The sequence below is a fragment of the Microbacterium memoriense genome (assembly GCF_025398275.1).
Taxonomy (GTDB): domain Bacteria; phylum Actinomycetota; class Actinomycetes; order Actinomycetales; family Microbacteriaceae; genus Microbacterium; species Microbacterium memoriense.
This window is the reverse complement of sequence record NZ_JAODOR010000001.1, coordinates 25043-48540: the sequence shown is the minus strand read 5'-3', so window position 1 is coordinate 48540 and position 23498 is coordinate 25043. Positions and strand designations below refer to the sequence as shown.

At 67.7% G+C, this 23498-nt stretch carries 24 protein-coding genes and 4 tRNA genes; 14 read left to right on the top strand and 14 right to left on the bottom strand.

Annotated features, from left to right (window positions below; all coding sequences use genetic code 11):
- Positions 1–55 precede the first annotated feature (55 nt).
- Together N4R40_RS00250 and N4R40_RS00245 are read right to left on the bottom strand one after the other, a co-directional pair.
- Entirely contained in the window at positions 56–724 is a 669-nt protein-coding gene (locus N4R40_RS00250; RefSeq protein ID WP_261605358.1) for a DNA alkylation repair protein, read from the bottom strand.
- An 11-nt stretch (positions 725–735) separates the two neighbouring features.
- Positions 736–1245: a glycine cleavage system protein R gene (locus N4R40_RS00245; RefSeq protein ID WP_261605357.1), complete on the bottom strand. Its 510-nt coding sequence runs from the start codon at positions 1243–1245 to the stop codon at positions 736–738.
- 307 nt (positions 1246–1552) lie between these two features.
- On the opposite strand from N4R40_RS00245, the gene N4R40_RS00240 reads away from it, so the two are divergent.
- From N4R40_RS00240 to N4R40_RS00210, 7 genes are all read left to right on the top strand, one after another.
- Positions 1553–2716 carry a tyrosine-type recombinase/integrase gene (locus N4R40_RS00240; RefSeq protein ID WP_261605356.1) on the top strand — a complete coding sequence of 388 codons (1164 nt, stop codon included), beginning with the start codon at positions 1553–1555 and terminating at the stop codon, positions 2714–2716.
- A gap of 228 nt (positions 2717–2944) precedes the next feature.
- Positions 2945–3133 carry a helix-turn-helix transcriptional regulator gene (locus tag N4R40_RS00235; RefSeq protein WP_261605355.1) on the top strand — a complete coding sequence of 63 codons (189 nt, stop codon included), beginning with the start codon at positions 2945–2947 and terminating at the stop codon, positions 3131–3133.
- Positions 3134–3165: 32 nt separating this feature from the next.
- Positions 3166–3315, top strand: a complete 150-nt coding sequence (locus N4R40_RS00230; RefSeq protein WP_261605354.1) for a hypothetical protein — start codon at positions 3166–3168, stop codon at positions 3313–3315.
- Between the two features lie 482 nt (positions 3316–3797).
- Entirely contained in the window at positions 3798–4154 is a 357-nt protein-coding gene (locus tag N4R40_RS00225; protein ID WP_261605353.1) for a hypothetical protein, read from the top strand.
- On the top strand, positions 4151–4426 hold the full coding sequence (locus N4R40_RS00220) for a hypothetical protein (protein ID WP_261605352.1): 276 nt from the start codon (positions 4151–4153) through the stop codon (positions 4424–4426). The genes N4R40_RS00225 and N4R40_RS00220 overlap by 4 nt, the downstream gene beginning before the upstream one ends.
- On the top strand, positions 4423–4938 hold the full coding sequence (locus N4R40_RS00215; RefSeq protein WP_261605351.1) for a helix-turn-helix domain-containing protein: 516 nt from the start codon (positions 4423–4425) through the stop codon (positions 4936–4938). The genes N4R40_RS00220 and N4R40_RS00215 overlap by 4 nt, the downstream gene beginning before the upstream one ends.
- A gap of 92 nt (positions 4939–5030) precedes the next feature.
- Positions 5031–5723 (top strand): hypothetical protein, encoded by a 693-nt coding sequence (locus N4R40_RS00210; RefSeq protein WP_261605350.1) that lies wholly within the window; start codon positions 5031–5033, stop codon positions 5721–5723.
- 50 nt (positions 5724–5773) lie between these two features.
- Here N4R40_RS00210 and N4R40_RS00205 read toward each other — a convergent pair whose 3' ends face one another.
- The 5 genes from N4R40_RS00205 to N4R40_RS00185 form a co-directional block, all read right to left on the bottom strand.
- Positions 5774–5920 (bottom strand): hypothetical protein, encoded by a 147-nt coding sequence (locus tag N4R40_RS00205; protein ID WP_261605349.1) that lies wholly within the window; start codon positions 5918–5920, stop codon positions 5774–5776.
- Between the two features lie 29 nt (positions 5921–5949).
- The gene (locus N4R40_RS00200) at positions 5950–6861 is read right to left on the bottom strand and encodes an HIRAN domain-containing protein (protein WP_261605348.1); all 912 of its coding nucleotides are present in this window, start codon (positions 6859–6861) and stop codon (positions 5950–5952) included.
- Positions 6862–7057: 196 nt separating this feature from the next.
- Positions 7058–7129: transfer RNA gene (locus N4R40_RS00195), tRNA-Val, on the bottom strand.
- Between the two features lie 23 nt (positions 7130–7152).
- A tRNA-Cys gene (locus N4R40_RS00190) sits at positions 7153–7226 on the bottom strand.
- A gap of 55 nt (positions 7227–7281) precedes the next feature.
- Positions 7282–7353: transfer RNA gene (locus N4R40_RS00185), tRNA-Gly, on the bottom strand.
- A 147-nt stretch (positions 7354–7500) separates the two neighbouring features.
- Between N4R40_RS00185 and N4R40_RS00180 the strand changes: the two genes are divergently transcribed.
- Both N4R40_RS00180 and N4R40_RS00175 read left to right on the top strand, forming a co-directional pair.
- A tRNA-Val gene (locus N4R40_RS00180) sits at positions 7501–7573 on the top strand.
- A gap of 59 nt (positions 7574–7632) precedes the next feature.
- Positions 7633–7983 (top strand): YnfA family protein, encoded by a 351-nt coding sequence (locus N4R40_RS00175; protein WP_261605347.1) that lies wholly within the window; start codon positions 7633–7635, stop codon positions 7981–7983.
- A gap of 13 nt (positions 7984–7996) precedes the next feature.
- Here the strand turns inward: N4R40_RS00175 and N4R40_RS00170 are convergent, their stop codons facing one another.
- The 5 genes from N4R40_RS00170 to N4R40_RS00150 form a co-directional block, all read right to left on the bottom strand.
- Complete coding sequence (locus N4R40_RS00170; protein WP_261605346.1) at positions 7997–8233, bottom strand: hypothetical protein; 237 nt, start codon at positions 8231–8233, stop codon at positions 7997–7999.
- On the bottom strand, positions 8226–8777 hold the full coding sequence (locus tag N4R40_RS00165; protein ID WP_261605345.1) for a type II toxin-antitoxin system PemK/MazF family toxin: 552 nt from the start codon (positions 8775–8777) through the stop codon (positions 8226–8228). Before N4R40_RS00165 ends, N4R40_RS00170 begins: the two co-directional genes overlap by 8 nt.
- 75 nt (positions 8778–8852) lie before the next feature.
- Positions 8853–10091, bottom strand: coding sequence for an ammonium transporter (locus N4R40_RS00160; RefSeq protein WP_261605344.1), 1239 nt, complete (start codon positions 10089–10091; stop codon positions 8853–8855).
- Positions 10092–10286: 195 nt separating this feature from the next.
- Positions 10287–11315, bottom strand: a complete 1029-nt coding sequence (gene zapE / locus N4R40_RS00155; RefSeq protein ID WP_261605343.1) for a cell division protein ZapE — start codon at positions 11313–11315, stop codon at positions 10287–10289.
- On the bottom strand, positions 11312–12541 hold the full coding sequence (locus N4R40_RS00150) for an alpha/beta hydrolase family protein (protein ID WP_261605342.1): 1230 nt from the start codon (positions 12539–12541) through the stop codon (positions 11312–11314). Before N4R40_RS00150 ends, zapE begins: the two co-directional genes overlap by 4 nt.
- A 25-nt stretch (positions 12542–12566) precedes the next feature.
- Between N4R40_RS00150 and N4R40_RS00145 the strand changes: the two genes are divergently transcribed.
- From N4R40_RS00145 to N4R40_RS00125, 5 genes are all read left to right on the top strand, one after another.
- The gene (locus N4R40_RS00145) at positions 12567–13175 is read left to right on the top strand and encodes a DUF3000 domain-containing protein (RefSeq protein WP_261605341.1); all 609 of its coding nucleotides are present in this window, start codon (positions 12567–12569) and stop codon (positions 13173–13175) included.
- A complete protein-coding gene (locus N4R40_RS00140; protein ID WP_261605340.1) occupies positions 13168–14364 on the top strand; it encodes a ribonuclease D in 1197 nt (398 codons plus the stop codon). The genes N4R40_RS00145 and N4R40_RS00140 overlap by 8 nt, the downstream gene beginning before the upstream one ends.
- A gap of 72 nt (positions 14365–14436) precedes the next feature.
- On the top strand, positions 14437–15639 hold the full coding sequence (locus tag N4R40_RS00135) for a thiolase family protein (RefSeq protein ID WP_261605339.1): 1203 nt from the start codon (positions 14437–14439) through the stop codon (positions 15637–15639).
- Between the two features lie 5 nt (positions 15640–15644).
- Positions 15645–17783 carry a 3-hydroxyacyl-CoA dehydrogenase NAD-binding domain-containing protein gene (locus N4R40_RS00130; protein WP_261605493.1) on the top strand — a complete coding sequence of 713 codons (2139 nt, stop codon included), beginning with the start codon at positions 15645–15647 and terminating at the stop codon, positions 17781–17783.
- A gap of 190 nt (positions 17784–17973) precedes the next feature.
- Entirely contained in the window at positions 17974–18684 is a 711-nt protein-coding gene (locus tag N4R40_RS00125) for an SPFH domain-containing protein (RefSeq protein ID WP_261605338.1), read from the top strand.
- A gap of 310 nt (positions 18685–18994) precedes the next feature.
- Here the strand turns inward: N4R40_RS00125 and pepN are convergent, their stop codons facing one another.
- Together pepN and dxs are read right to left on the bottom strand one after the other, a co-directional pair.
- Entirely contained in the window at positions 18995–21493 is a 2499-nt protein-coding gene (gene pepN, locus N4R40_RS00120; protein WP_261605337.1) for an aminopeptidase N, read from the bottom strand.
- Positions 21494–21520: 27 nt separating this feature from the next.
- Positions 21521–23467: a 1-deoxy-D-xylulose-5-phosphate synthase gene (gene dxs, locus N4R40_RS00115; RefSeq protein WP_261605336.1), complete on the bottom strand. Its 1947-nt coding sequence runs from the start codon at positions 23465–23467 to the stop codon at positions 21521–21523.
- Positions 23468–23498: the final 31 nt, after the last annotated feature.

The following is a 23498-nucleotide window of genomic DNA, read 5'->3' as shown; positions in this document are numbered from 1 at the left end:
ATCGCCGACCGCGTCGTCGGGCTCGCTGTACTGCCCCTGGCCTTGTGAATCCCTGTCAGAGCCGCCGCAGAGCTTCGCGCGCGCTCAGCGGGCTGAGCGGATACGCCGCGACGAACGACCGCACCCAGTCGGGATCTGTGCGCGCGGCATCGCGCAGCGCCCACCCGATCGCCTTCCGAATGAAGAACTCGGGGTCCCCCAGGTTGGGGATGATCACCTCCGCCAGGAGGCCACGGTCGAGCGCATCACGGCGACCGAGCTGCGCGATGATCGCGAGCCGCCGCATCCAGAGGTCGTCGTCGGCGCTCCAGGTGCGGATGACGAAGGACATCTCCGGCGTGTGCGCAGTCAGGAGATCGGTGACGCGGTGGACGACCTCATCCGTGAAATCCCACCACTGCCCGGTGCGCACCACGTGCTCGATGACGGGCAACAGTGCACGGTCTGCGCGCAGGGGACGGACCCCGAGCACCGCGAGGGCTGCGTACCGCTCCTCTCGGAAACCGGCCTCGTCCCACAGTCGTTTCGCGGTTTCGAGGAGCACGGCGGGGTTCTGCTCGCCCCGGACCTGCTCGCGGGTGAGCCGCCGCACCGCCGGCACCCGCACGCCGACGAACGGCATCACCGACTTCATGTAGGCCTGCTGACCGAGCGCGATACCGGGCTCGGCTGCATCGTGCAGAGCCTCCCGGATGCCGGTGACCAGTTCGTCGGCACGATCCATCGGGTCGCACCTCAGGCGACGGACAGGTCGACCTGGATCTCTCCGGCGAGTTCTTCCAGCGCGGAGATGATCGCCACCGCATCCGCCTCACGCGGGATGCTGACGGTCACAGTCGCTTCGAACAGCGTGCCGCCGGCCATCGGCGCCTCGACCGTGCGACTGCGGAAACTGTCGATGCTGAGGGCGTGTGCGGTGATCGCGGCCGTGACATCGCGGACGATTCCGGGTCGGTCGTTGCCGAGGACGGTGAACGACAGCGGCCGCCCGGTCCGTTCGGACTCCAGCGATGTGCCGGCGTGCGCTGTTACCCGGAGCAGGCCGGCGAGACCCGTGAGGGCGTCGCTCAGTTCGGCGACCCGCTCGTCCGGCACCGAGACCAGGACGATTCCTGCGAACGCGCCAGCCAACTCCGCGAGTTCGCTCTGCTCCCAGTTGCCGCCGTGTGCGGCGACTTCGTGGGCGAGGGCGCTGACGAGTCCGGCGCGATCGTCACCGACGACCGAGAGCACGAGGTGGGCCATGCGCCGAGCCTAGCCCCGCTCGCGCCCGCGCATCAGCTCGTCGGCAGCGTCATCCTGCGATCCTCCGGACGGGTGGGGTCGCGATACGAAAAAACCCCCGGCGAACCGGGGGTTTTATCTTGTGCGCGATACTGGGATCGAACCAGTTCTAACGCCCTCCTCCAGATCCCCGGAATCACGCGGCGAAACGGCCCCGATCCCGTGTCTCGACTGGGGAGTCGCCACGCGCGGGTAGGATCATAAGTGGACACGAGATCTCTCAGATGGACAGTAGATCTCCCACATATATCCCACGGAGGGTTCAGATATGGCGGCTCAGAGCAAGCGCAAGCGTCGGGAGACGTTCGGCCAGGTCGAGAAGTTGCCCAGCGGCAGAATCCGCGCCCGCTACCTCGGCCCAGACGGAGAACGCCACAACGCCCCCGCGACGTTCTCCACCCTCACGGACGCCCGCGCCTACCTCGCCCGCGTCCAGGATCAGATCGCCCGGGGAGCATGGCTCTCCGCCGTCGATGCCGCCGCCGCCGAAGCGGAGCGACAGCAGACCCTCGGCACCTACGCGGAGAAGTGGATCACCGAGCGGACCAACTCCCGAGGCGAGCGGCTCCGCCCCGCGACCGTCCATGAGTACCGCCGCCTCCTCGCCGGCCCTCTCGCCCCGCTCACGTCGCGGCATCTGAGCGGCATCTCCCCCGCCGCCGTCCGAACCTGGAGAACCGGCCTCCTCGACACGGGCAAGATGACTCAGGCCTCCCGCGCCTACGGGCTCCTCAACGCGATCATGAGCACCGCCGCCGACGATCGGCTGATCTCGGAGAACCCCTGCACGATCAAGGGCGGGCAGTCCACCCACACGGGCCGGAAGGTGCTCCCCCCGGCTGACGCCGAACTCGACACGATCCTGGAGACGATCACGCCTCGGTTCCGGGCTCTCGTCCTCCTCGCCGCATGGGGCGGGCTCCGCTACGGCGAGGCGACCGAACTGCGGCGGCGGGATCTCACGATCACCCGCAACGACGCCGGGGAGATCGTCCTCATCCGCGTTCGCGTCGAGCGCGGCGTGACCCACACGACGGCGGGCGGTTTCCAGGTCGGTCCCCCGAAGTCCGAGGCGGGCATCCGAACCGTCGCACTCCCCCCTCACGTCCACGGCGAGATCGTCGGCCACCTGGAGGAGCACACGGGCCGCTTCCCTGACTCGCTGCTGTTCCCTGCTGCTGACGGTTCCTCGCATCTCGCACAGTCCACGTTCACGAAGCATTGGTATCCGGCGCGGCGGGCGGCGGGCCGCGACGATATGCCGTTCCACGCCCTCCGCCACTACGGCGGGACCGCCTACGCGCAGACGGGGGCGACCCTCAAGGAGATTCAGGCTCGGCTGGGGCACTCCTCGGCAGGAGCGGCGATGCGCTATCAGCACACGACCGATCGGGATGATGAACTGGCGGCTCGCATGGCTCGGAGGGTCTGAAAGGGCGGTGTCCTGACACTGCGGTAATCTAGAGCCCACAACAGAAGATCTCGCTAGAACCCGAGGAATCGCGAAGCAGGTAGAGCCAGGTGCTCCCCCGCGATCTCCCGGGGTACGGAAGGCCCGCCAGGAGCGGGGCCGCGATTGCGCCAGGTGCGGATCGAGCAACGACACAGACCCAGCCTGGGTCGTCGTTTCTCGGTCTTCGTGCATCTAGGAGCAACCATCATGAGCACGACTCCCGCCCCCGAATGGCTCACCCTCCGCGACACCGCCGAGCGGCTCTCGATCTCCGAGAAGTCGGTCCGCCGCTGGATCGCTGACGGACGGCTCAAGGCCGTTCGCATCGGCCCTCGTCTCCTACGCGTGGATGCCGACAGCATCCTCGCCGTCGCTGAACCCCTGACCGTCGCCTGAGGCGTCGGATCGAGCAACCAGGGGTGCCGACCATGACAGAGCAGCCACACCGCTACAAGCGGTTCGAGAAGGCCCGCCAACAGGTAGCCGAGGCCCGAGAACAAGTCCGCCGAGCCGATGAGGAGCGCAGGACCAACCCGCCGCTGTTCGATCTTCGCGACATCGATGAGGGCGACCGATGAGCCGCCGAGACGGTTTCGCCCAGATCCCCGACTGGCTCTACCGCCACGCGAGGCCCGCGCTCGGGCTCACAAGCGCCGACATCGCCGTCTACGTCGTACTGGAGGGCCACTCGAACGCCAAAGGGCTCACCAGCCCGTCATATCCGCTCATCGCGTGGGAGGCCGGGATCTCCGAGGCATGGGCGGCGAAGGTCGTGCGCCGCCTCATGGACCTCTGCCTCATCGAGCGGATCTCCGAGGGTCGCCAGCACCGATCGGCGGTCTATCGGATGATCTCAGATCCAGCCCTCCCGCCGATGCCAGCGCGCCCGCTCTCCAGGACGGAGGCGAGGAGACGATCCCAGACCCGAACTGAGGCAGAGTCTGGCGATGCTCAGGGTCAAACCCAGTGGCACCCTGGCGAGGCTCAGACTCCAACTGGAGGCGGTCCCAGACTCCAACTCAGTACGAGGGAAGTAGAAACCGAAGTAGAAACAAGCATCGTGGCTCCGCCCCTCCAGGCTGAGGACGAAGGCGGAGCCCCAGATCCGGTGATCTCCGACGCCTCAAAGTTCGAGGCCTGGTACGCCGTCTACCCCCGGGATCAGAACAAGCCCGCCGCCCGCAGGGAATGGGCGAAGACCCGAGCGGATCATCCGGCCGATCTCCTCGCCAGGACGAAGCAGTTCGCCCGCTCGGTGCACGGCAAGTCTCTGGAGTTCGTGAAGCATCCGGCCACCTGGCTCCGCGAGCGCGCCTGGGAGCAGGTCCAGGCTCAAGGGCCGTCCCCGGAGTTCCTCGCCTGGCTCGACTCACCAGCGGGCCGAGCCCACACCGCACGGAAGGAGTCCGGGCTGTGAACGATCAGCGCCGCACCGACACCACCTACGAGCACATCCGCGATGCCAGCCGCCAAGCGCAGCGAGTCTCCCCCGCATTCAAGCGAGCGATGGACGCCTCGCCGGCATGGGTCCGAGAAGCGATCCGCGACTACTGCTCAGCGCTCAGGGCAGAAGCCGCCGCCTATCGCGTCGAGGCCAAAACGCATCGTCTCCACCTGGAGGAGATCAGCCGCTCCCAGCCCGGGAGCAAGACACCCATGGAGCAAGACACATCGGAGGTTCACCTATGACCAACCCCAACGCCAAGGGCAAGACCCGAACGCAGATCGCCGCCTCTGCTCGGGAGCGTGAGGCTCGGGCTCTGGATCTCCGCGCTCTCGGGCATCCGCTCGACCGGATCGCCTCGGAACTCGGCTACGCGCACGCGAGTTCAGCGAGCAAGGCGATCCAGCGGGCACTCGACCGAATCCCACTGGAGGCGGCGAAGCGCCTACGAGAGACGGAACTCCACGCGCTCGATCTCGCCCAGCGCTCCCTGGCCGACAAGATCGTGCGCGGTCATCTCGGCGCGATCGACTCGATGCTCCGGATCATGCATCACCGAGCCAGGTTGCTCGGCCTGTACGAGCCTCAAACCGACTCGGGCATCGCTGAGGTCACAGCGGTTCTCGCCGCATGGCTCGGGAAGGTCCGCAACGAGGACGAGGCCCTGGACGGCGATCTGCCGGATCAGGACCCCCAGACCCTCCAGGGACCCCCGGACGGCGAGAACTCGCCTCAGGCGAGCGAAGGAGGCGTCTGAGAGATACCTACGAGGGCGAGATGCCTTGAACTCGACCACATCCGTACATTCATCCCCAGCCCAGCAGGGCCTCACTCGATCGGGAGATCATCATGACCGACACCAACCTCACAGCCCTCCGCCAGTTCTACGCCGCCGTTCACGTCGCGCTCAGCCAGAACGATCCTGACAAGACCCCGGAGGCGAACGAGCGGGCACGACGCGGAGGACTCGCCCGAGCCCGCGCCGATCTCGCCGCCCGCATCCCCTCCATCTCCGAGCCGAGCGGCCCGGATCGTGCGGCGATCCTCGCCGGCATCCGTCCCACCACTGCTGACAGCCTCGCCGTCGCCGCTCGGGAGCGTGAGAAGGTCCAGGCTCTCCTGGCTGCCGGTCGTCGCTACGACCAGATCATCCCCACGGCATCGAGGGAACGGCTCGGCGCGATCCTTGACGACCTGGAGATCCTCCCCGAGGTCCTCGCGTCGTCGGAGGGTCCGGAGATCGTCGCGGAGTTCGAGGCACACGTCTTCGACCGGCTCGCGACCCTCGGGCATGAGCCCGCTGTCGAGCGGCTCCGCGCCGAGGAAACGATCGCCCTGCCGAATGCCTGGAGTCGAGTGATGACGGAGGCGCTGACCGGGCCGGTCACGGTGGGCGCGCATTCGGCGCTCTATCGGGCGGATGCCGAGGCGTGCCGGGAGGCGCAGGGCTTGGAGATCTCCGGACTCGGGGAGGGGATCGTGCGTTCGGATCGGGAGCAGGAGCGAGCAGATCTCGCCGCCCCTCAGTCCGACGCGGCCTGATCGCGCGAGCGAGCGCCCTGGTGTCTTCGGATGCCGGGGCGCTTTGTCGTCTATGCGGGGAGGGCGTGCCCGATCCAGTGGGCGTAGCGGGGATCGTCAGACGTGACCTCGACCATGCCCTCGCCGGTCAGTCCGTCATCGCCGTAGAGGGGGACGGGGATGAGGAGGTTGCCGTTCGGGAGGGCTCGCGCTTGCATGAGGGGATCATCCCATCACTGGCCGGGGATCATGCGTCCTCGTCGCCACCCGCGACCGCGAGCCTGGATCGGCTCAGGCGCATTGTCACGCTCTCCGGGACCTCTCGATCTCCGCACGCGGCGACGTAACGTTCGAGGTAGGCCAGTTCGCGCGGGTACTCCCGGAGACGACGGAGGACCACGGAGATCTGCTCGGAAGGCCACGGATCGGGGACCTCGCCGGTCACGACGCTCTCGCGCTCTGCGGCGTAGATGCATTGCTCCAGCAGGTCGCGCGCCTCCTCGAACCGCTTCTGCCGCTTGAGTTCTGAGATCGAGGGCTTGAGGAGTGGCCAGTACTGACCCTCGACCTCGCCCGCGGTACGGCGGGCCTCCTTGTGGGCTTCGCGCGCCGCCTTCTCCGCCTCCTTGCGCTCGCGCTCGGCCTCCCGCTCGGCGTAGTAGGCGTCGGCCTCGCGCTGCTCAGCGGCGTAGTCCTTCTCGCTCTCGCGGTCCCCGGAGAACATGAGGGTCACGCGGGATCGCCAGGTGCCATCATCGTTCCGGGCCCAGATGCGAGCAAGGACCGTGGCGACGTTGCCGCGCCCGACTCCTGCACAGACTCGCGCGATCGCCGCGCTGACCTCCTGCGGGACGTGCCCGACCTGCTCGCCCAGGACCACGACGCGGACGGCGTTCCGGTCGTACTTGTTGTTCGGCTCGGGGACGAGGTAGGCGGTCTGCATGGTCACACCGCCCTCGGTGCGCCCGAGCCCTCGGAAGATCTTGCCGATGCCGTCGCGGTAGTAGGCCTCTCCGGAGACTTCGAGATCCTCCCGGAACGAGACGGGGACCTCTCGGCCTGGAGCGGAGGCGACGGGAGCGGCGCGCGGTGCGGGTGCCGGCGTGGGCTCGGCCTTCGCCTTGTCGCCGCCGAACAGTTTGGACAGGAACCCGGCCATTGGTGCCCTCTCAAGATCAGCGGGATACCCCAGGCATCCCGTCTCGCGTGAGTCTAACGATCGGCTCCCGACACTCGTTCGGGCGGTCGTCTCCCACGGGCCGAGATCGGGTGAGTTCTCAGGTCGCTCTCCCACATATCTCCCACGCGGGAATCCGAGAACGAAAAAACCCCCGATTTACCGGGGGTTTTGTCTGTGCGCGATACTGGGATCGAACCAGTGACCTCTTCCGTGTCAGGGAAGCGCGCTACCGCTGCGCCAATCGCGCCTTCGCAGGCTATTCAGTTTGAGTGGAGGTGGCGACGGGATTCGAACCCGTGTAAACGGCTTTGCAGGCCGGTGCCTAGCCGCTCGGCCACGCCACCACGTGTGGTTTGATCCCACATGCCAAGATCCCTCCGAAGAGGGATCCAGCACTCGAGCGGATGACGAGATTCGAACTCGCGACCCTAACCTTGGCAAGGTTATGCGCTACCACTGCGCTACATCCGCATGTCCCTGGTTGCCCCGGGCACTTGATCGACTTTAGTCCACGATTCGCGAAGTGCAAAACCGATGCCGCCCGCGCGTGTCCGCCGCTTCGGATTCGTCCGAGCACCGCGCATCCGGTAACATCATGACTCGGTCCTCACGGACTTTGGGCGATTGGCGCAGTTGGTAGCGCGCTTCCTTCACACGGAAGAGGTCGTGGGTTCAAGTCCCGCATCGCCCACCGTAAAGAACCCGGTCTTTTCCGGGGTTCATGTCCATGACCCTGCAAGACTTGGTCTCATGACGACTGCGCGCATCATCCTCCTGTTCGTTCTCGCCGCCGTCGCCGAGATCGGTGGGGCGTGGCTGATCTGGCAAGCCGTCCGCGAGAACAAGGGCTGGATCTTCGCGCTCCTCGGCGTCGTTGCTCTCGGCGCCTACGGGTTCGTCGCCGCGCTTCAGCCGGATGCGAACTTCGGCCGCGTCCTCGCGGCCTACGGAGGTGTCTTCGTCGCGGGGTCTCTCGCGTGGGGCATCGTGATCGACGGTTTCAAGCCCACCGTGTGGGACTACGTCGGCTCGTCGGTCGCGCTCCTCGGTGCGGCGATCATCATTTTCGCGCCGGCATCCGCTGCCGCCGCGCCCGAGTGAAGGCTCAGTCGCCTCACCGCAAGGGACGGAACGCGCGACCGATGCACCAGACGGCGAAGACCGCCCAGAGCCCCCAGACGACGACCGTGCCCGCGTCACCGAGCGGCGGTCCGCTCGTGCAGGCACTCAGGGCGGGGTCGACGGAGTCCTGACATTCCCCGACGGTCATGACGGTGAGCCACGCGGGGATGACCGCGGCCAGAGCAGCGACAACGAGCCAGTGACCAGCGAAGCGCCGTTCCTTACGCACCCGCGCTCCAGCCATAGCGTGCCTGCAGCGCCTGAGCCACGCGGGCGAATCGCGTGAGGTCGAGCACGGCGGCTTCCCGCCTCATTCCTCGGGTGTGGATGCTGTAGACCTGCTCGATGTCGACCCAGGACTCGCGTCCCTGCGAATCCCACTCACCCGAACCGATCGAGAGGAAGTCACGGTCACCGTCGTGGGACTTGCTGGTGAGTCGCACGGCGAAGACGCGCTCGGCGTTCTGTCTCCCGATCACGAGGACCGGTCGGTCCTTGCCGCGGCCGTCGTTCTCGTCATAGGGAACCCACGTCCAGATGACCTCACCGGCATCCGGATCGCCGTCGCGGTCGGGTGCGTACGTGATGCGGAGACCCTCCGCCGCCGGCGGCGTCACTTCCCGCGTCGCCGTGTCGCCTCGCTGGCCCGGCGAGGCGCCGGCATCCGCCCCGACGGCGACGGTCGGCACATCACGCGCCGGAGAGCCACTGAAGGCCGACACGACAGCCTTCAGGAAGGCGGCCAGGGTGCTGTCTTTGCGCGCGGCGGTCATGTCGAAACCGTAGCAAAACGCCGAAGGGCGCCGGACCGAAGTCCGACGCCCTTCGAGCGTGCTGTGTGATGCAGATCAGTCGACCAGGGCGTAGCCCTCTTCGCCGTGAACGACGGTGTCGATGCCGGCGATTTCGTCTTCGTTCTTCACGCGGAAGCCGATCGTCTTCTCGATGACCGTGCCCAGGACCCAGGCAATGACGAAGGAGTAGACGGCGACCGCGATGGAAGCGATGACCTGGAGGAGCAGCTGTCCGCCGTTGCCGCCGGTGAACAGGCCGGTGTCGATGGCGAAGAAGCCGAGGTACCAGCAACCGATGAAGCCACCGACCATGTGGATGCCGACCACGTCGAGCGAGTCGTCATAGCCGAGCTTCCACTTGAGCTCGATCGCCAGGGCGCAGACGGCACCGGCGACGAGGCCGAGGACGAGAGCCCAGATCGGGTCGAGGTTGGCGCAGGCCGGGGTGATGGCGACGAGACCCGCGACGGCACCGGAGGCGGCTCCGACGGACGTGGCCTTACCGTCCTTCAGCTTCTCGACGAGGATCCAACCGAGGATGGCCGCAGCCGTGGCTCCCAGCGTGTTGACCACGATGAGGCCGGCGCCCGTGTTCTCTTCGCCGAGGAGCCCGAAGGTACCCTCTGCGCCGGTGTTGAAGCCGAACCAGCCGAACCAGAGGATGGCCGCGCCGAGCATGACGAGCGGCACGTTGTGCGGCTTCTGGATGCCCTTCTGGAATCCGACACGCTTGCCGAGCACCAGGGCGAGGGCGAGGGCTGCCGCACCCGCGTTGATGTGAACGGCGGTACCACCGGCGTAGTCGATCGTGCTGTAGTCGAAGCCGAACGCAGCGCCCAGGTTGTAGATCCAGCCACCTGCGCCCCAGACCCATGCGGCGACCGGGAAGTAGACCAGCGTCGACCAGATGCCGGCGAACAGCAGCCACGCGCCGAACTTCGCGCGGTCCGCAATCGCACCCGAGATCAGGGCGACAGTGATGATGGCGAACGTCGCACCGAACGTGGCGCCGACGAGGGTGGCGCTGTCATAGCCGGCCAGTGCGAAGTTCTCGGTGAACGGGTTTCCCGAGAACTGGAAGCCCCAGCTTTCGGTTTCGGAGATGCCGGACATGTTGAATCCGTAGAGGACCCACAGGACCGCGACGAGGCCCATGGCCCCGAAGCTGAGCATCATCATGCTGACGACGCTCTTGGCCTTGACGAGTCCTCCGTAGAAGAAAGCCACACCGGGCGTCATGAACAGCACCAGGGCCGTTGCGGTGATCGACCAAGCGAAATTGCCTGAATCCATGAGTGTTCCTCATTCGTGTGTCGTGTTACTCAAGACCCCGCAGTCCGCAAGCATTCGGGAATGCGGCTCTCCGGGCAGGGCCCAGTCTGTCCACGTGCCGTTTCCTGGGGCATGCGTGTCGTGTTTCCGAATGGTTACGCGAGCGCCCTGTGCGTAAACATCACGTTTCACGATCCCGAGGATCGACCACGGATCTCAGCTGTGCGTCAGCGCCATGAGCCGAGAGAGGGCCCGCAGGTACTTCTTCCGGTACCCGCCGGCGAGCATTTCGTCGGAGAACACCTGATCGACCGGGGTACCGGTCGCGCGCAGCGGGATCTGCGCGTCGTAGGCGCGGTCGACGAAGGCGACGAAGCGCAACGCGGCCGATTGGTCTTCGAGTGTCGTGACGTCCCGCAACCCGATCGTGGTGACCCCGTCGATCACTCGCAGATAGCGCGACGGGTGCACTCCGGCGAGGTGTCGGATGAGGTCGGCGAACGCGTCATCGGAGGTCACACCCCGCCCCGACGCCTCCGCGATCGCCGCGGCGTAGGCGGCGTCATCCAGTCGGACGGCGTGTCCGTCGAGCGCACGCTGTCGGTAGTCGGTGCCGTCGATCCGGATCGTCTGGAAGCTCGCCGACATCGCGTGGATCTCGCGGAGGAAGTCCTGGGCGGCGAAGCGCCCCTCACCGAGCGCGTTCGGTGGAGTGTTGGACGTGGCGGCCAGCCGGGTGCCGGTGGGAACGAGCTCCCCCAGAAGCCGCGTCATGACCATCGTGTCGCCGGGATCGTCCAGCTCGAACTCATCGATGCACAACAGGTCGGCCCCGCGGAACAGCTCGACGGTCTTCTGATAGCCGAGTGCCCCGACGAGCGCGGTGTACTCGATGAACGAGCCGAAATACTTCCGGCGTGCGGGCATGGCGTGGTAGATCGACGCGAGCAAGTGCGTCTTGCCGACGCCGAAGCCACCGTCGAGGTAGACGCCGGGCTTCAGTTCGGGAGCCTTCTTCGCGCGCCGGAACAATCCGCCACGCTCGGCGGGTGCGCCGCCGCGCGCGAATGTGACGAGCAGATCCTTCGCCTCCTGCTGGGAGGGATACTGCGGGTCGACGCGGTAGGTCTCGAACGTCGCGCCATCGAACTGCGGGGGCGGGACGAGAGCCGCCACCATTTCCGCCCCGGTCACCTGGGGGTTCCGGTCGCTGAGGTGCACGATTCCGGATGCGGTGCTGGTCACTCGTCAACCCTAGACCGCGTGGCCGCGCCGAACAGATCGTGCCGGTCCAACCAGTCTTCGATCGCGAGTGTCCAGCGGTCCTGGTCGTAATTCCAGAGCTTCGTGTGCCGTGCGGTGTCGAACACCTGCAGCTCGACGAGATCGGGGCGGGCATCGGCGAGGTGGTGCGATGCATCCGACGGCACGAACCCGTCGTCGTCGCTGTGCAGGATGAGAAGGGGATGCCGCAGCTCGCCGGCGCGAGCCACCACGTCTAGCCGGTCGAACGGGATCGCCGGGCCCCCACCGGTCGCGACGCTCGCCCAGTCGGCGCGAAGGGCGCCGATCGTCAGGTCGGCGACGGGGCTCGGAAGACCGAGGAGACGCGCCTGGTACGAGAGGACGATGCGCCAATCGACGACCGGGGAATCGAGCACGACACCGGCGATCATCTCGCGGTGAGCGGAACCGAGCGCCGCCTGCAGAGCGATCGCGCCGCCCATCGACCAGCCCATCAGGATGATGCGCGTCGCGCCGCGGCGCCGCGCCCAGGCGATCGCAGCATCGATATCGCGCCACTCCGTCGCCCCGAGGGCATAGGTCCCGGTGCGCGACCTCGGAGCCTCGCCGTCGTTGCGGTACGACACCAGGAGGGAGGTGATCCCGCGGGCATGGAAGAGCGGAACCGCGCGGAGGCACTCGGCCCGCGTTGTTCCGCGCCCGTGAATCTGGATCACCCAGGTGTCTGCATCTCCCTCGGCCGGGAACTCCCATGCGGGGCACGGGCCGAGAGCCGAGGGAACCTGCACGTCGCGGAACGGGAGGTGCAGTTCTTCAGGGCGCTGGTAGTACCACCCGCTGAAGGCGGCTTCGGCTCCCAGCTCGGCCTGGAGGCCGACCTGGGTCAACAGCTTCCGTTTGACCGTCGTGTCGGTCTCGGCCAGGACCGACCCGATCTTCAGGTAGTCCGCCGTCCCGGTGGTGAACAGTCCGTACCGACCGGGCAGCATCGTGTCGGGTGTGCGGCCCAGGGTGATCGTCTGCGCCGCGACATCGACATCGAGGATGCGCGTGTCCGGCCGGCGGCCGGCGGGTGTCACGACCCGTCGCGCCATCCTGATCGAGACGAACGAGAGCATCGCGAGGACTCCGGCCAACGCCGACGCCAGCGCGACCACGAGGGTGCGGAGGAGCGCGAATCTCCGGAGCGTTGCGCTGCCGGGCACGGCGCGCCTGGATGCCATCATCGTCGGCCCACTCTAGTCTGTCGACGTGGATGATTCCCGTCCCTCGGTTGGTTTCCCGGCCTTCCCGGCTGTTGCCGACGCTCTGCGTGCCATGACGTTCCGGTCGGACTTCACGGTGCGCGAGATTCCCGCTCCGGCATCGCTGGCGCCCGACGCCATCGCGCTCGCGGGAGATGTTCGCCAGAGCGCACACGCCGTGGATTCCGAGTACGGAACGGGACGGTTCATCCTGCTCCACGACGCCGACGAACCGGATGCGTGGGGCGGTCCGTGGCGGGTCGTCTGCTTCGCGCAGGCGCCGTTGGAGCCCGAGATCGGCACCGACCCGCTGCTGGCCGACGTCGCGTGGTCATGGCTCGTCGATGCGCTCCGCACCCGCGGCGCCGCGTTCGACTCGGCATCCGGAACAGCGACCAAGACGTTGTCGAAAGGGTTCGGCACGCTGTCCGCCGAAGGCGACGGCGCACAGATCGAACTCCGCGCGTCATGGTCCCCGTCAGGTGATCTGACGGCACACGTGGACGCGTGGGCCGAACTCGTCTGCATGCTGGCCGGACTCCCGCCGGGGTCCGAGGACATCGCTCTCTTCGCCGCGAACAAAAACGTCGGCGCGCACAGGAACACACGTGGCTGAATACACCGTCATCTCCGAACAGGCGGGGCTGGCCGAAGCCGCCGCGCTGCTGTCCACCGGGACGGGTCCCGCCGCCGTCGACGTCGAACGCGCGTCCGGCTTCCGCTATTCGCAACGGGCCTATCTGATCCAGGTCTTCCGCCGCGGCTCCGGGACCTTCTTGTTCGATCCACCGGCGATCGGCGACATGCAGCCGTTGCAGGACGCGATCGGCGGCACCGAGTGGATTCTGCATGCCGCGAGTCAGGACCTGCCGTCCCTGCGCGAAGCGCATCTGGACCCGCCGTCGATCTTCGACACCGAGTTGGCGGCCCGTCTGCTGGGCCACGAACGCGTCGGCCTCGGCGCCGTCGTCGAAGACACGCTGGGCATCACACTCGCCAAGGCCCACTCCGCCGCCGACTGGTCGACGCGCCCCCTCCCCCAGTCGTGGCTCGAATACGCCGCGCTCGATGTCATCCACTTGGTCGACGTCTACGAAGTTCTCCTGGAGGAACTCGACGAGCAGGACAAGCTCGAGATCGCCGATGAAGAGTTCGAGGCCGTACGGACCCGCCCGCTCAAGCCCGCACGCGAGGACCCGTGGCGACGCCTGAGCGGTCTGCACACCGTACGCGGCCGGCGCGCCCTGGCGGTAGCGCGCGCCCTGTGGACCGCACGAGAAGAGTTCGCGCGCGAACAAGACGTCTCCCCCGGGCGGCTCGTGCCCGACCGCGCGCTCGTCGCGGCGATCGCGGCCGATCCCGCCACGAAGGCGGACCTCGCCCGGCTGAAGGAATTCAACGGCCGCGCCAGCCGTACCCAACTCGACCGGTGGTGGGCCGCGATCGAGGCCGGCCGCGCCGATCCGGTCTTGCCGGCAGAGCGCGTTCCCGGCGACGGGATGCCGCCCCCGCGCGCCTGGATCGACCGCAACCCTGCCGCCGACGCCCGCTTGAAGGCGGCGCGCCCGCGCGTCGAGGCGATCGCCGAAGATCTCCAGATGCCGACCGAGAACCTCCTGACGCCCGACACGCTTCGCCGCGTCGCGTGGGCGCCGCCGGAGACGGTGGATGCGGCATCCATCGCCGATGCGCTGGCCGCGCACGGTGCCCGTCCGTGGCAGATCACCCGCACGGCCCCCGAGATCGCGGCGGCATTTGTCGAATCCGTGCAGGCTCCGACCGACGACGTGGCGGCCACGTCGTAGAGTCCACCCAACGGGCGACGCGGTACTCAGTCTCACGATAAGCTGGACTCAATCCCAAACTTTGGAGGCAGTGTGGCCGAGATGTCGGACGTCTGGTTCGTCGATGGAGTGCGTACCCCCTTCGGGCGCGCCGGCGAAAAGGGCATGTACTGGAACACCCGCGCCGATGACCTCGCCGTGAAGGCGACCATCGGTCTCATGGAGCGCAACGGCGGTCTTCCCGCCGACCGCGTCGACGACGTCGCGATTGCCGCGACGAGCCAGACCGGTGAGCAGGGACTGACCCTCGGCCGATCCGTCGCGATCCTTGCAGGGCTCCCGCAGACGGTGCCCGGCTTCGCGATCGACCGTATGTGCGCCGGCGCGATGACGAGCGTCGCCATGATGGGCGGTGCGATCGGCTCCGGCATGTACGACGTCGCCCTCGCCGGTGGTGTCGAGCACATGGGCCACTACCCGATCGGCGGCAACGCCGATCCCAACCCGCGCTTCGTCTCGGAGAAGATGGTCGACCCGGGCGCGCTCAACATGGGCGTGACGGCCGAGCGCATCTTCGACCGCTATCCCCACCTGACCAAGGAGCGCAGCGACCGCTTCGGAATGCTCAGCCAGCACAAGGCTCAAGCTGCGTACGACGCCGGCAAGTTCCAACCCGACCTCGTATCGGTCGCGATCAAGAGCGCCGACGGCGCGTGGGGCCTGGCGACCGAGGACGAAGGGCGTCGTCCCCAGACCACGATGGACGACCTCGCGGCGCTGAAGACCCCCTTCCGTCCGCACGGCCGGGTCACGGCCGGCACCTCGTCTCCTCTGACCGACGGCGCGACGATGTCGCTGCTGGCCAGCGGTGGTGTCGTGAAGGAGCTGGGCCTGAAGCCGAAGATGCGGATGGTCTCGTTCGCGTTCGCCGGCGTCCAGCCCGAGATCATGGGCATCGGCCCGATCCCGTCGACGGAGAAGGCTCTCCGCAAGGCCGGCCTCACGATCTCCGACATCGGTCTGTTCGAGCTCAACGAAGCATTCGCGGTGCAGGTCATCTCCCTGCTCGATCACTTCGGCATCGCCGATGACGACCCGCGCGTCAACCAGTGGGGTGGGGCGATCGCACTCGGCCACCCGCTCGCCGCCAGTGGTGTCCGCCTCATGATCCAGCTCGCGGCTCAGTTCGCCGAGCGGCCCGACGTCCGCTACGGACTCACCGCGATGTGCGTCGGCCTCGGCCAGGGCGGCTCGGTCATCTGGGAAAACCCGCACTACAACGGAAAGAAGCGGTGACCGCGATGACGACCTACGACGACATCGACTTCACGCCCATCCAGGCGCTCACCGACGACGAGGTGATCACGCACTCGCCCGTGCGTGACATCACCTTGCCCAGCGGCAAGGTTCTCGCCCTGATCACTCTCGACAACGGTCGGGATCACACGCGTCCGAACACGCTGGGACCGGCGACCCTCACCGAGCTCGGCGCGACCCTCGCGACGCTCCAGGCGCGCGCCGCCGGCGGCGAGATCCAGGCAGTCGCAATCACCGGCAAGCAGTACATCATGGCCGCCGGTGCAGACCTCTCCGACATCTCGAAGATCGGGTCGCGGGATAACGCCAAGCTCATCGCCCAACTCGGACACAAGGTCCTCGGCACACTCGGTGAGCTCGGCGTCCCCTCGTTCGCGTTCGTGAACGGACTCGCACTCGGCGGCGGGCTCGAGATCGCACTGAACTCGACCTATCGCACGGTGGATGCGTCCGCCGCGGCGATCGCACTCCCCGAAGTCTTCCTCGGCATCATCCCCGGCTGGGGCGGCGCGTACCTGCTGCCGAACCTCATCGGCATCGAGAATGCCCTCGAGGTCGTCATCAGCAACCCGCTCAAGCAGAACCGGATGCTGAAGCCTCAGCAGGCGTTCGACTACGGCATCTTCGACGCCATCTTCCCGGCCGCGACCTATCTCGAGAGCTCCCTCGCGTGGGCCGATCGCGTCCTCACCGGCACGGTCAAGGTCGATCGGAAGAACGAACCCGGAAAGATCGAGCGCGCCGTCAAGTGGCCCGTCGCGATCAAGATGGCGCGCGGCATGCTCGAATCCAAGATCGGAACTGTCCCCCGCTCGCCTTATGTCGCCCTCGACCTGCTCGAGAAGGCCAAGAGCGGCACCAAAGCGGAAGGCTTCGCCCGCGAAGACGACGCGCTTGCGGATCTCGTCACGGGTGACCAGTTCGCGGCATCCATGTACGCGTTCGACCTCGTGCAGAGGCGCGCGAAGCGACCCGTCGGCGCACCGGACAAGGCCCTGGCCAAGAAGGTCACCAAGGTCGGCATCATCGGCGCCGGCCTGATGGCGAGCCAGTTCGCACTGCTGTTCGTGCGGAAGCTCCAGGTGCCCGTCCTGATCACCGACCTCGACCAGGCACGCGTCGACAAGGGTGTCGCCTACATCCACGACGAGATCGGGAAGCTCGAGGCCAAGGGCCGGCTCGACGGCGACGCCGCGAACCGCCTGCGCGCGCTCGTGACCGGCACGACCGACAAGAGCCTGTTCGCCGACTGCGACTTCGTCATCGAGGCCGTCTTCGAAGAGGTCGGCGTGAAGCAGGCCGTGTTCGGCGAGATCGAGAAGATCGTCGCCGAGGACGCCGTGCTCGCCACCAACACCTCGTCGCTGTCGGTCGAGGAGATCGGCGCGAAACTCGCTCATCCGGAGCGACTCGTGGGCTTCCACTTCTTCAACCCGGTGGCGGTCATGCCGTTGATCGAGATCGTGAAGACACCGCAGACGACGGATGCCGCGCTGTCGACTGCGTTCGTGGTCGCTCGCGGGCTCGGGAAGAACGCGGTGCTCACTGCCGACGCTCCCGGATTCGTGGTCAACCGTCTCCTGGCCAAGGTCATGGGCGAGGCTGCCCGTGCCGTGTACGAGGGCACGCCGGTCGCCGACGTCGAGAAGGCTTTCGGCCCGCTCGGGCTGCCGATGGGGCCGTTCCAGCTGATCGACCTGGTGGGCTGGAAGGTCGCCGCGCACGTGCAGGACACTATGGTGCGCGCGTTCCCGGATCGTTTCTACGCGAACGAGAACTTCCACGTCCTCGCGGAACTGCCCGAGGTCGTCGAGAAGGACAAGGGCGGACGGGTCACCGGCTTCACGAAGGCTGCGCAGAAGGCTCTGGCCGGGGTCGGCTCGTCCCCGGCATCCGCCGAGACGATTCTGCGTCGCGTGCAGGACGGTCTCGCACACGAGATCAAGCTCATGCTCGACGAGGGGGTCGTCCCGGAGGTCGAAGACATCGACCTCTGCCTGATCCTGGGCGCCGGTTGGCCGTTCATCGACGGTGGCGCCTCGCCCTACCTCGACCGGGAGGGCGCCTCCGAGCGCACGTTCGGCGCCACGTTCCACACGCCACCGATCCGCGGCATCCACTAGCCCGAAGAACGGTTCGCAGAAACGGATCGGGACACCAGAATCGGATGCCGCGGCTCGCCGGCATCCGATTCTGCGTGCGGGAGACGAATCCGCTCCCCGGGGGCGAACACTCGATGACGACTCGGGGAAGGATCGGTGCCCCGGGCCGGATGTGTACCGATGGGGGCGGCGGGCGCGGCATCCTGGCTCTGTGATCGAAACCATCACCTCCGTGTTCGGTACCGGCAGCATGAACTCGCTGATCAAGACGGGCGGCGCGGTGCTGACCGTGCTGCTCGTCGTGCCGGCTCTGTTCAAGCTCCTGATCGTGACGATCGACGAGGGCGAGGCAGCCATCCGCACCCGCAACGGTCGCCCGATCATCCGGAAGCGGTCGCGCGCCGGCCACGAGGCCGGCGAAGTCCTCGTGCTCCGGCCCGGATCTCATGCGGTCTTCCCGATCCTCGCCTGGTACCGCCGCGTCGACACGCGCGTGCGGTCGACCGACCTCCCGGCGCGACAGCTCACCGGGAGCGCAGGGCACCAGCACCTGGTGCATGCATCCTTCGACTGGCGCCCGGTCGTCACGGGGACGGACCTGCGCGTGTTCGAGCTGGAAGTCGTCCATGTCACCGAGCGCACCGGGAACATCGTCGGTGCGGCGTTGCGCGATCTCGTCCGCAGTGATGGACGCCTCGAGCTGCCGATGAACGCCGATCTCTCCGCCGCCGTGCTGGATGCGTGTGCGCACCACGTCCGTCGCGCCTGCGGCATCGAGCTGTTGTCGGTCGTGATCACGGGCGATGCCCTCACCGACGGCTACCTCCTCTCGACCGCCCTGTCGGCCGCACCCGCCGCTGACGATCTCACCGCTGCACGCGCCGCCGCCGTCCTGTCGGCGCACCTCACACGCACCGCGTGACCCCGCGACAGCGTGGGAGCATGACTTCGCCCGCGCCCTCATCGCGGACGGCCGAGGAACCGATGGCTGCCGGCATCCGTCGCCGCACTCGTCGTCCTTCTGGCGCCGGCCTTGTGGCTGGGTCGAGCGCTTCGCCATGAGCGGCGGATCGACGTGCACCTCGCCGCCTTCGCGGCATTCGGCGCCGTCGATCGCCCTGGGAGGGCGCATCACAGCGCGCCGCGTGCTCGGGCTCGGGCGCGCGCACACACGATCCCGACGCGGTCGCCGAAGACGCGAACGTCCGCGCGCAAAGCGGACACGCGGGCCATCACCCGGTCGGCTGCTCCGACCGCACATGGAGCGCGCGGGCGAGCCCGTCGCGCTGCTCGATGACCAAGCGACGCAGCGACGCGGGCGCGTCGGCGTTCGCCGCGAGCCAGGCGTCCACATCCGCGAGCGAATCGGAGGCCGGGAACAGCCCGACGACGAGCCGTCGCGCGATTTCGATGCTTCGCGCGGCCCACACCGGTCGGATCCGCGCGAAGTAGTCGGCATCATGAGCGGCGATGAGGTCGCGGCGACCGCCCGCGCGCACACCGGCGATCGTCGCATCGAGGTGATCGTTCGAGAGCGACTCATCTGTCCACGCCGCGTGCCACGCCTCGGCGCGGATGCCGGCATCCGGGCGCGCCGCGAGGACCGTACGGTGGCGCGACCGGCCGCTCGCGCTGGGGTCGCGCAGCAGTTCCGCATCGGCCTCGGCGGAGCCGGCATGTCCTGTTGCCGCCAGCGAGATCAGCCAGCTCCAGCGCAGATCGGGGTCGAGGGCGAGGCCGAGGGGCGGCGCCGTGTCGCCCCGCAAGATCGCACCGATCTCCGCAGCACGATCGCCCGCGACGGCCGCCACCGCACCGACGCCGCGCGCCCATGCGAGCTGCGCATCACTGCCGGGCGCGGCCGCCTGTAGCGCGTTCCAGGTGGCCTCGAGCCACGCGGCGGCCAGAGCCGCTCGGTCCTCCTCGCGCGCGTAGCGGGAGATCGCGAAGCCGGTGTGGGCGATCGCGTCGGCGAGAAGCGCGACGTTCGGTTCGCCGGGTGCGTGTCGGCAGACGATGTCGACATAGCGCGCCACCGGTAGTTCGCCATCACGAACGGCATTCCAGAGGGCCGCCCAGATGACGGCACGGGTGACGGCATCATCGATCGACGACAGGGCGCGGGTGACGGCATCCGTTGAGCGCTCGTCAAGACGCACTTTGGCGTAGGTGCGGTCATCGTCGTTCGGGACGATCAGATCCGCATCCGGCAGCACGGGCGCCGACAGCGGCGTGCGCGCGGAGTCGATATCCAGCTCTACCCGTGCACGGCGGACCAGCCGGTCGCCCTCGAACGCGTAGAGACCGACCGTGAGTCGGTGCGGACGCGGGTCGGTCTGGACGAGCGTCAGCGCGTCCCCCCGTTCGACCCGGATCTCCGACATACCCGTCGTCTGCAACCAGGCATCGCTCCATGCGGTCAGGTCGCGGCCCGAGGCCCCCTCCAGTGCGGCGAGGAGGTCGGCGAGCGTCGTGTTGCCATACGCGTGCGCGGCGAAGTACCCCTGCGCGCCGCGGAAGAACGCCTCCTCGCCGACGAAGGCGACGAGCTGCTTCAGCACCGACGCGCCCTTCGCATACGTGATGCCGTCGAAGTTCAGCTTCGCCGCTTCGAGGTCGGTGATGTCCGCGACGATCGGATGCGTCGTGGGCAGCTGATCCTGCTCGTACGCCCAGCTTTTGCGTCGGCTCGCGAAGCTGACCCACGCCTCTGGGAACGCGCCGGTCGCGACGTTCGCGTGCGCACCCATGAAGTCGGCGAACGACTCCTTGAGCCAGAGATCGTCCCACCACCGCATCGTGACGAGATCGCCGAACCACATGTGCGCCATCTCGTGCAGGATCGTGTTCGCGCGGGCCTCACGCTGCGCGGCGGTCGCTTTGCCGCGGAAGACGTAACTCTCGGTGAAGGTCACGAGACCCGGATTCTCCATGGCCCCGAGGTTGTACTCGGGGACGAAGATCTGGTCGTACTTCCCCCACGGATACGCGTACGCGAACGCGGTGCCGTAATAGTCGAGGCCGCGCCGGGTCACGTCCAGGATCTCGTCGGCGTCGAGGTGGGGTGCGAGCGACGCGCGGCACAGGACGCCGAGCGCGACCGACTGTCCGTCACTCGCCCATGTCCCGTCGACGCGGTGATAGGGGCCTGCGGCGACCGCGGTGATATAGCTCGACAGTGGCAGCGTCTCGGCGAAGGCGACGCGCACTCCCCCGTCGATCGGCGTGCGCGCCGACTCGGCGCCGTTCGACAGGACCTCCCAGCCGACCGGTGCGGTGACCGTGAACCGCCATCGCGCCTTCAGGTCCGGCTGCTCCAGGCACGGATAGACGCGCCGACAGTCCGCGGGTTCGTACTGGGTGTACAGATAAACCTGGTCATCCACCGGATCCCGGAAACGGTGCAGCCCCTCACCCGACGTGCTGTACCGACCCTGGCCGCGGACGACGACAGTGTTCTGCTCGACCAAGCCGGAGACACGGATGCGCGCTCCGTCCCACTCGACCGCCTGCGACACGCCATTGAGAATCACTTCGTCGACGGACGCGCCGATGAAATCAACCCACGTCTCGGCAACGGTTGCCGCGAAGACGAGCGTGGATGCTGCCCCGAAAGTCGCCGCATCCGTCTTCGGCGCGTCGCGCAGATCGAGGTCGACGTCGACGGTGTCGAGGCGGATGCCGGCGGCGCGCGCCGCGGTCTGTTCGCGGGTCAGATTGGCAGAGCTCATCACTCCATGCTGTCACGCAGAATCCGCTCAGCGATCCTGCGGCTCGTTCACCGTCCAGATGGCGCCGGTGTCCGCAGAGGGGCGCGCAACCGGGATGCGGGTGCCCAGGACCTGAGAGACGACATCCTGCGCGATCTTCGCGGCCGACAGTCCGGCATCCGCGAGGATCTGCTCACGTGTGGCGTGGTCGATGAACTCATCCGGCAAGCCGAGCTCGTCGACCGCCGTATCGACACCCGCTTCGCGCAGCACTTGCCGCACTCGCGTGCCGACCCCACCGACTCGGATGCCGTCTTCGATCGTGATCACCAGACGATGGGATGCGGCCAGCTCCACGATCGACGGCTGCACCGGAATTGCCCACCGAGGATCGACGACCGTCGACCCGATACCCTGCGCGCGCAGCCGAGCCGCGACATCCATCGCCAGGTGCGCCATCGGCCCGATCCCCACCAGGAGCACATCCTCGGCGCCGTCGCGGTAGAGGACGTCGGTCCCGTCGGCGCGGCGCTCGATCGCCGGCAGCTCCGCGCCCACCGTGCCCTTCGGGAAGCGCACGACCGTGGGCCCGTCCGCGACCTCGATCGCTTCGTCGAATTCTTCACGCAGTCGCGCCGCGTCACGCGGGACGGCGATGCGGATGCCGGGGACGAGCTGCAGCATCGCCAGATCCCAGATCCCATGGTGGCTGGGCCCGTCGGGACCCGTCACCCCCGCCCGGTCGAGGACGAACGTGACGCCCGCCTTGTGCAGGGCTACATCCATCATCACCTGATCGAACGCGCGGTTCATGAAGGTCGCATAGATCGCGACGACCGGGTGCAAGCCGCCGAAAGCCATTCCGGCGGCGGATGCGGCCGCGTGCTGCTCGGCGATCCCGACGTCGTAGACGCGGTCCGGGAAATGCTGCGCGAAGCGCTGCAGGCCCGTCGGGCGGAGCATCGCGGCCGTGATCGCGATCACATCGTCGCGGCGCTCCCCGGCATCCACGAGCGCGTCAGCGAAGACATCCGTCCACGCGATCGAGGAGGACGATCCGAGCGGCTCACCCGTGAGCGGATCGATCTTGCCGACCGCGTGGAACTGGTCGGCCTCGTCATTGCGCGCCGGCTCGTAGCCGCGCCCCTTTTCGGTGATGACGTGCACGATGACCGGCGCATCATGGGCCTTCGCCAGGGCGAGGGTCTCCAGCAACGCGTTGAGGTCATGGCCATCGATCGGGCCGAGGTACTTGATGTCGAGATTGGAGTACAGAGCTTCGTTGTTCGTGAAGCGGGAGAGGAATCCGTGCGTGCCGCCGCGCAGACCGCGGTAGACGGCACGCCCCGCAGGGCCGAGTCGGCGGAAGAAGGTGGCCGATCCGCGTCGAAGATTCTCATAGCCGTCGGTCGTCCGCACACGGTTGAGGTAGCGCGCCATACCGCCGATCGTCGGCGCGTAGGAGCGGCCGTTGTCATTGACGACGATGACGAGATTGCGCTCATTGTCGTCGGAGATGTTGTTGAGTGCTTCCCACGTCATTCCCCCGGTGAGGGCGCCGTCTCCGACGACCGCCACAACATGGCGATCCGTGCGCCCCGTGCGGGTGAACGCGCGGGAGATGCCGTCGGCCCAGCTCAACGAGCTCGAGGCGTGCGAGGACTCGACGACGTCGTGTCCGCTTTCGGAACGCTGCGGGTAACCGGCGAGGCCGCCTCGTGAGCGAAGATCGGTGAAGTCCTGCCGCCCCGTGAGCAGCTTGTGCACGTACGACTGGTGACCGGTGTCGAACACGATCGGATCATTCGGGGAGTCGAAGACGCGGTGCAACGCGATCGTCAGTTCGACGACGCCCAGGTTCGGGCCGAGATGCCCGCCCGTGCGCGACACATTCTCGACGAGGAAGTCCCGGACCTCCTGGGCGAGCTCGATCAACTGCTCGGCGGAGAGGGCGTCGAGGTCGCGGGGACCGGTGATCGATGCGAGCACACTCATTCTCCGATTGTATGCGGCACGCATGCGAAAC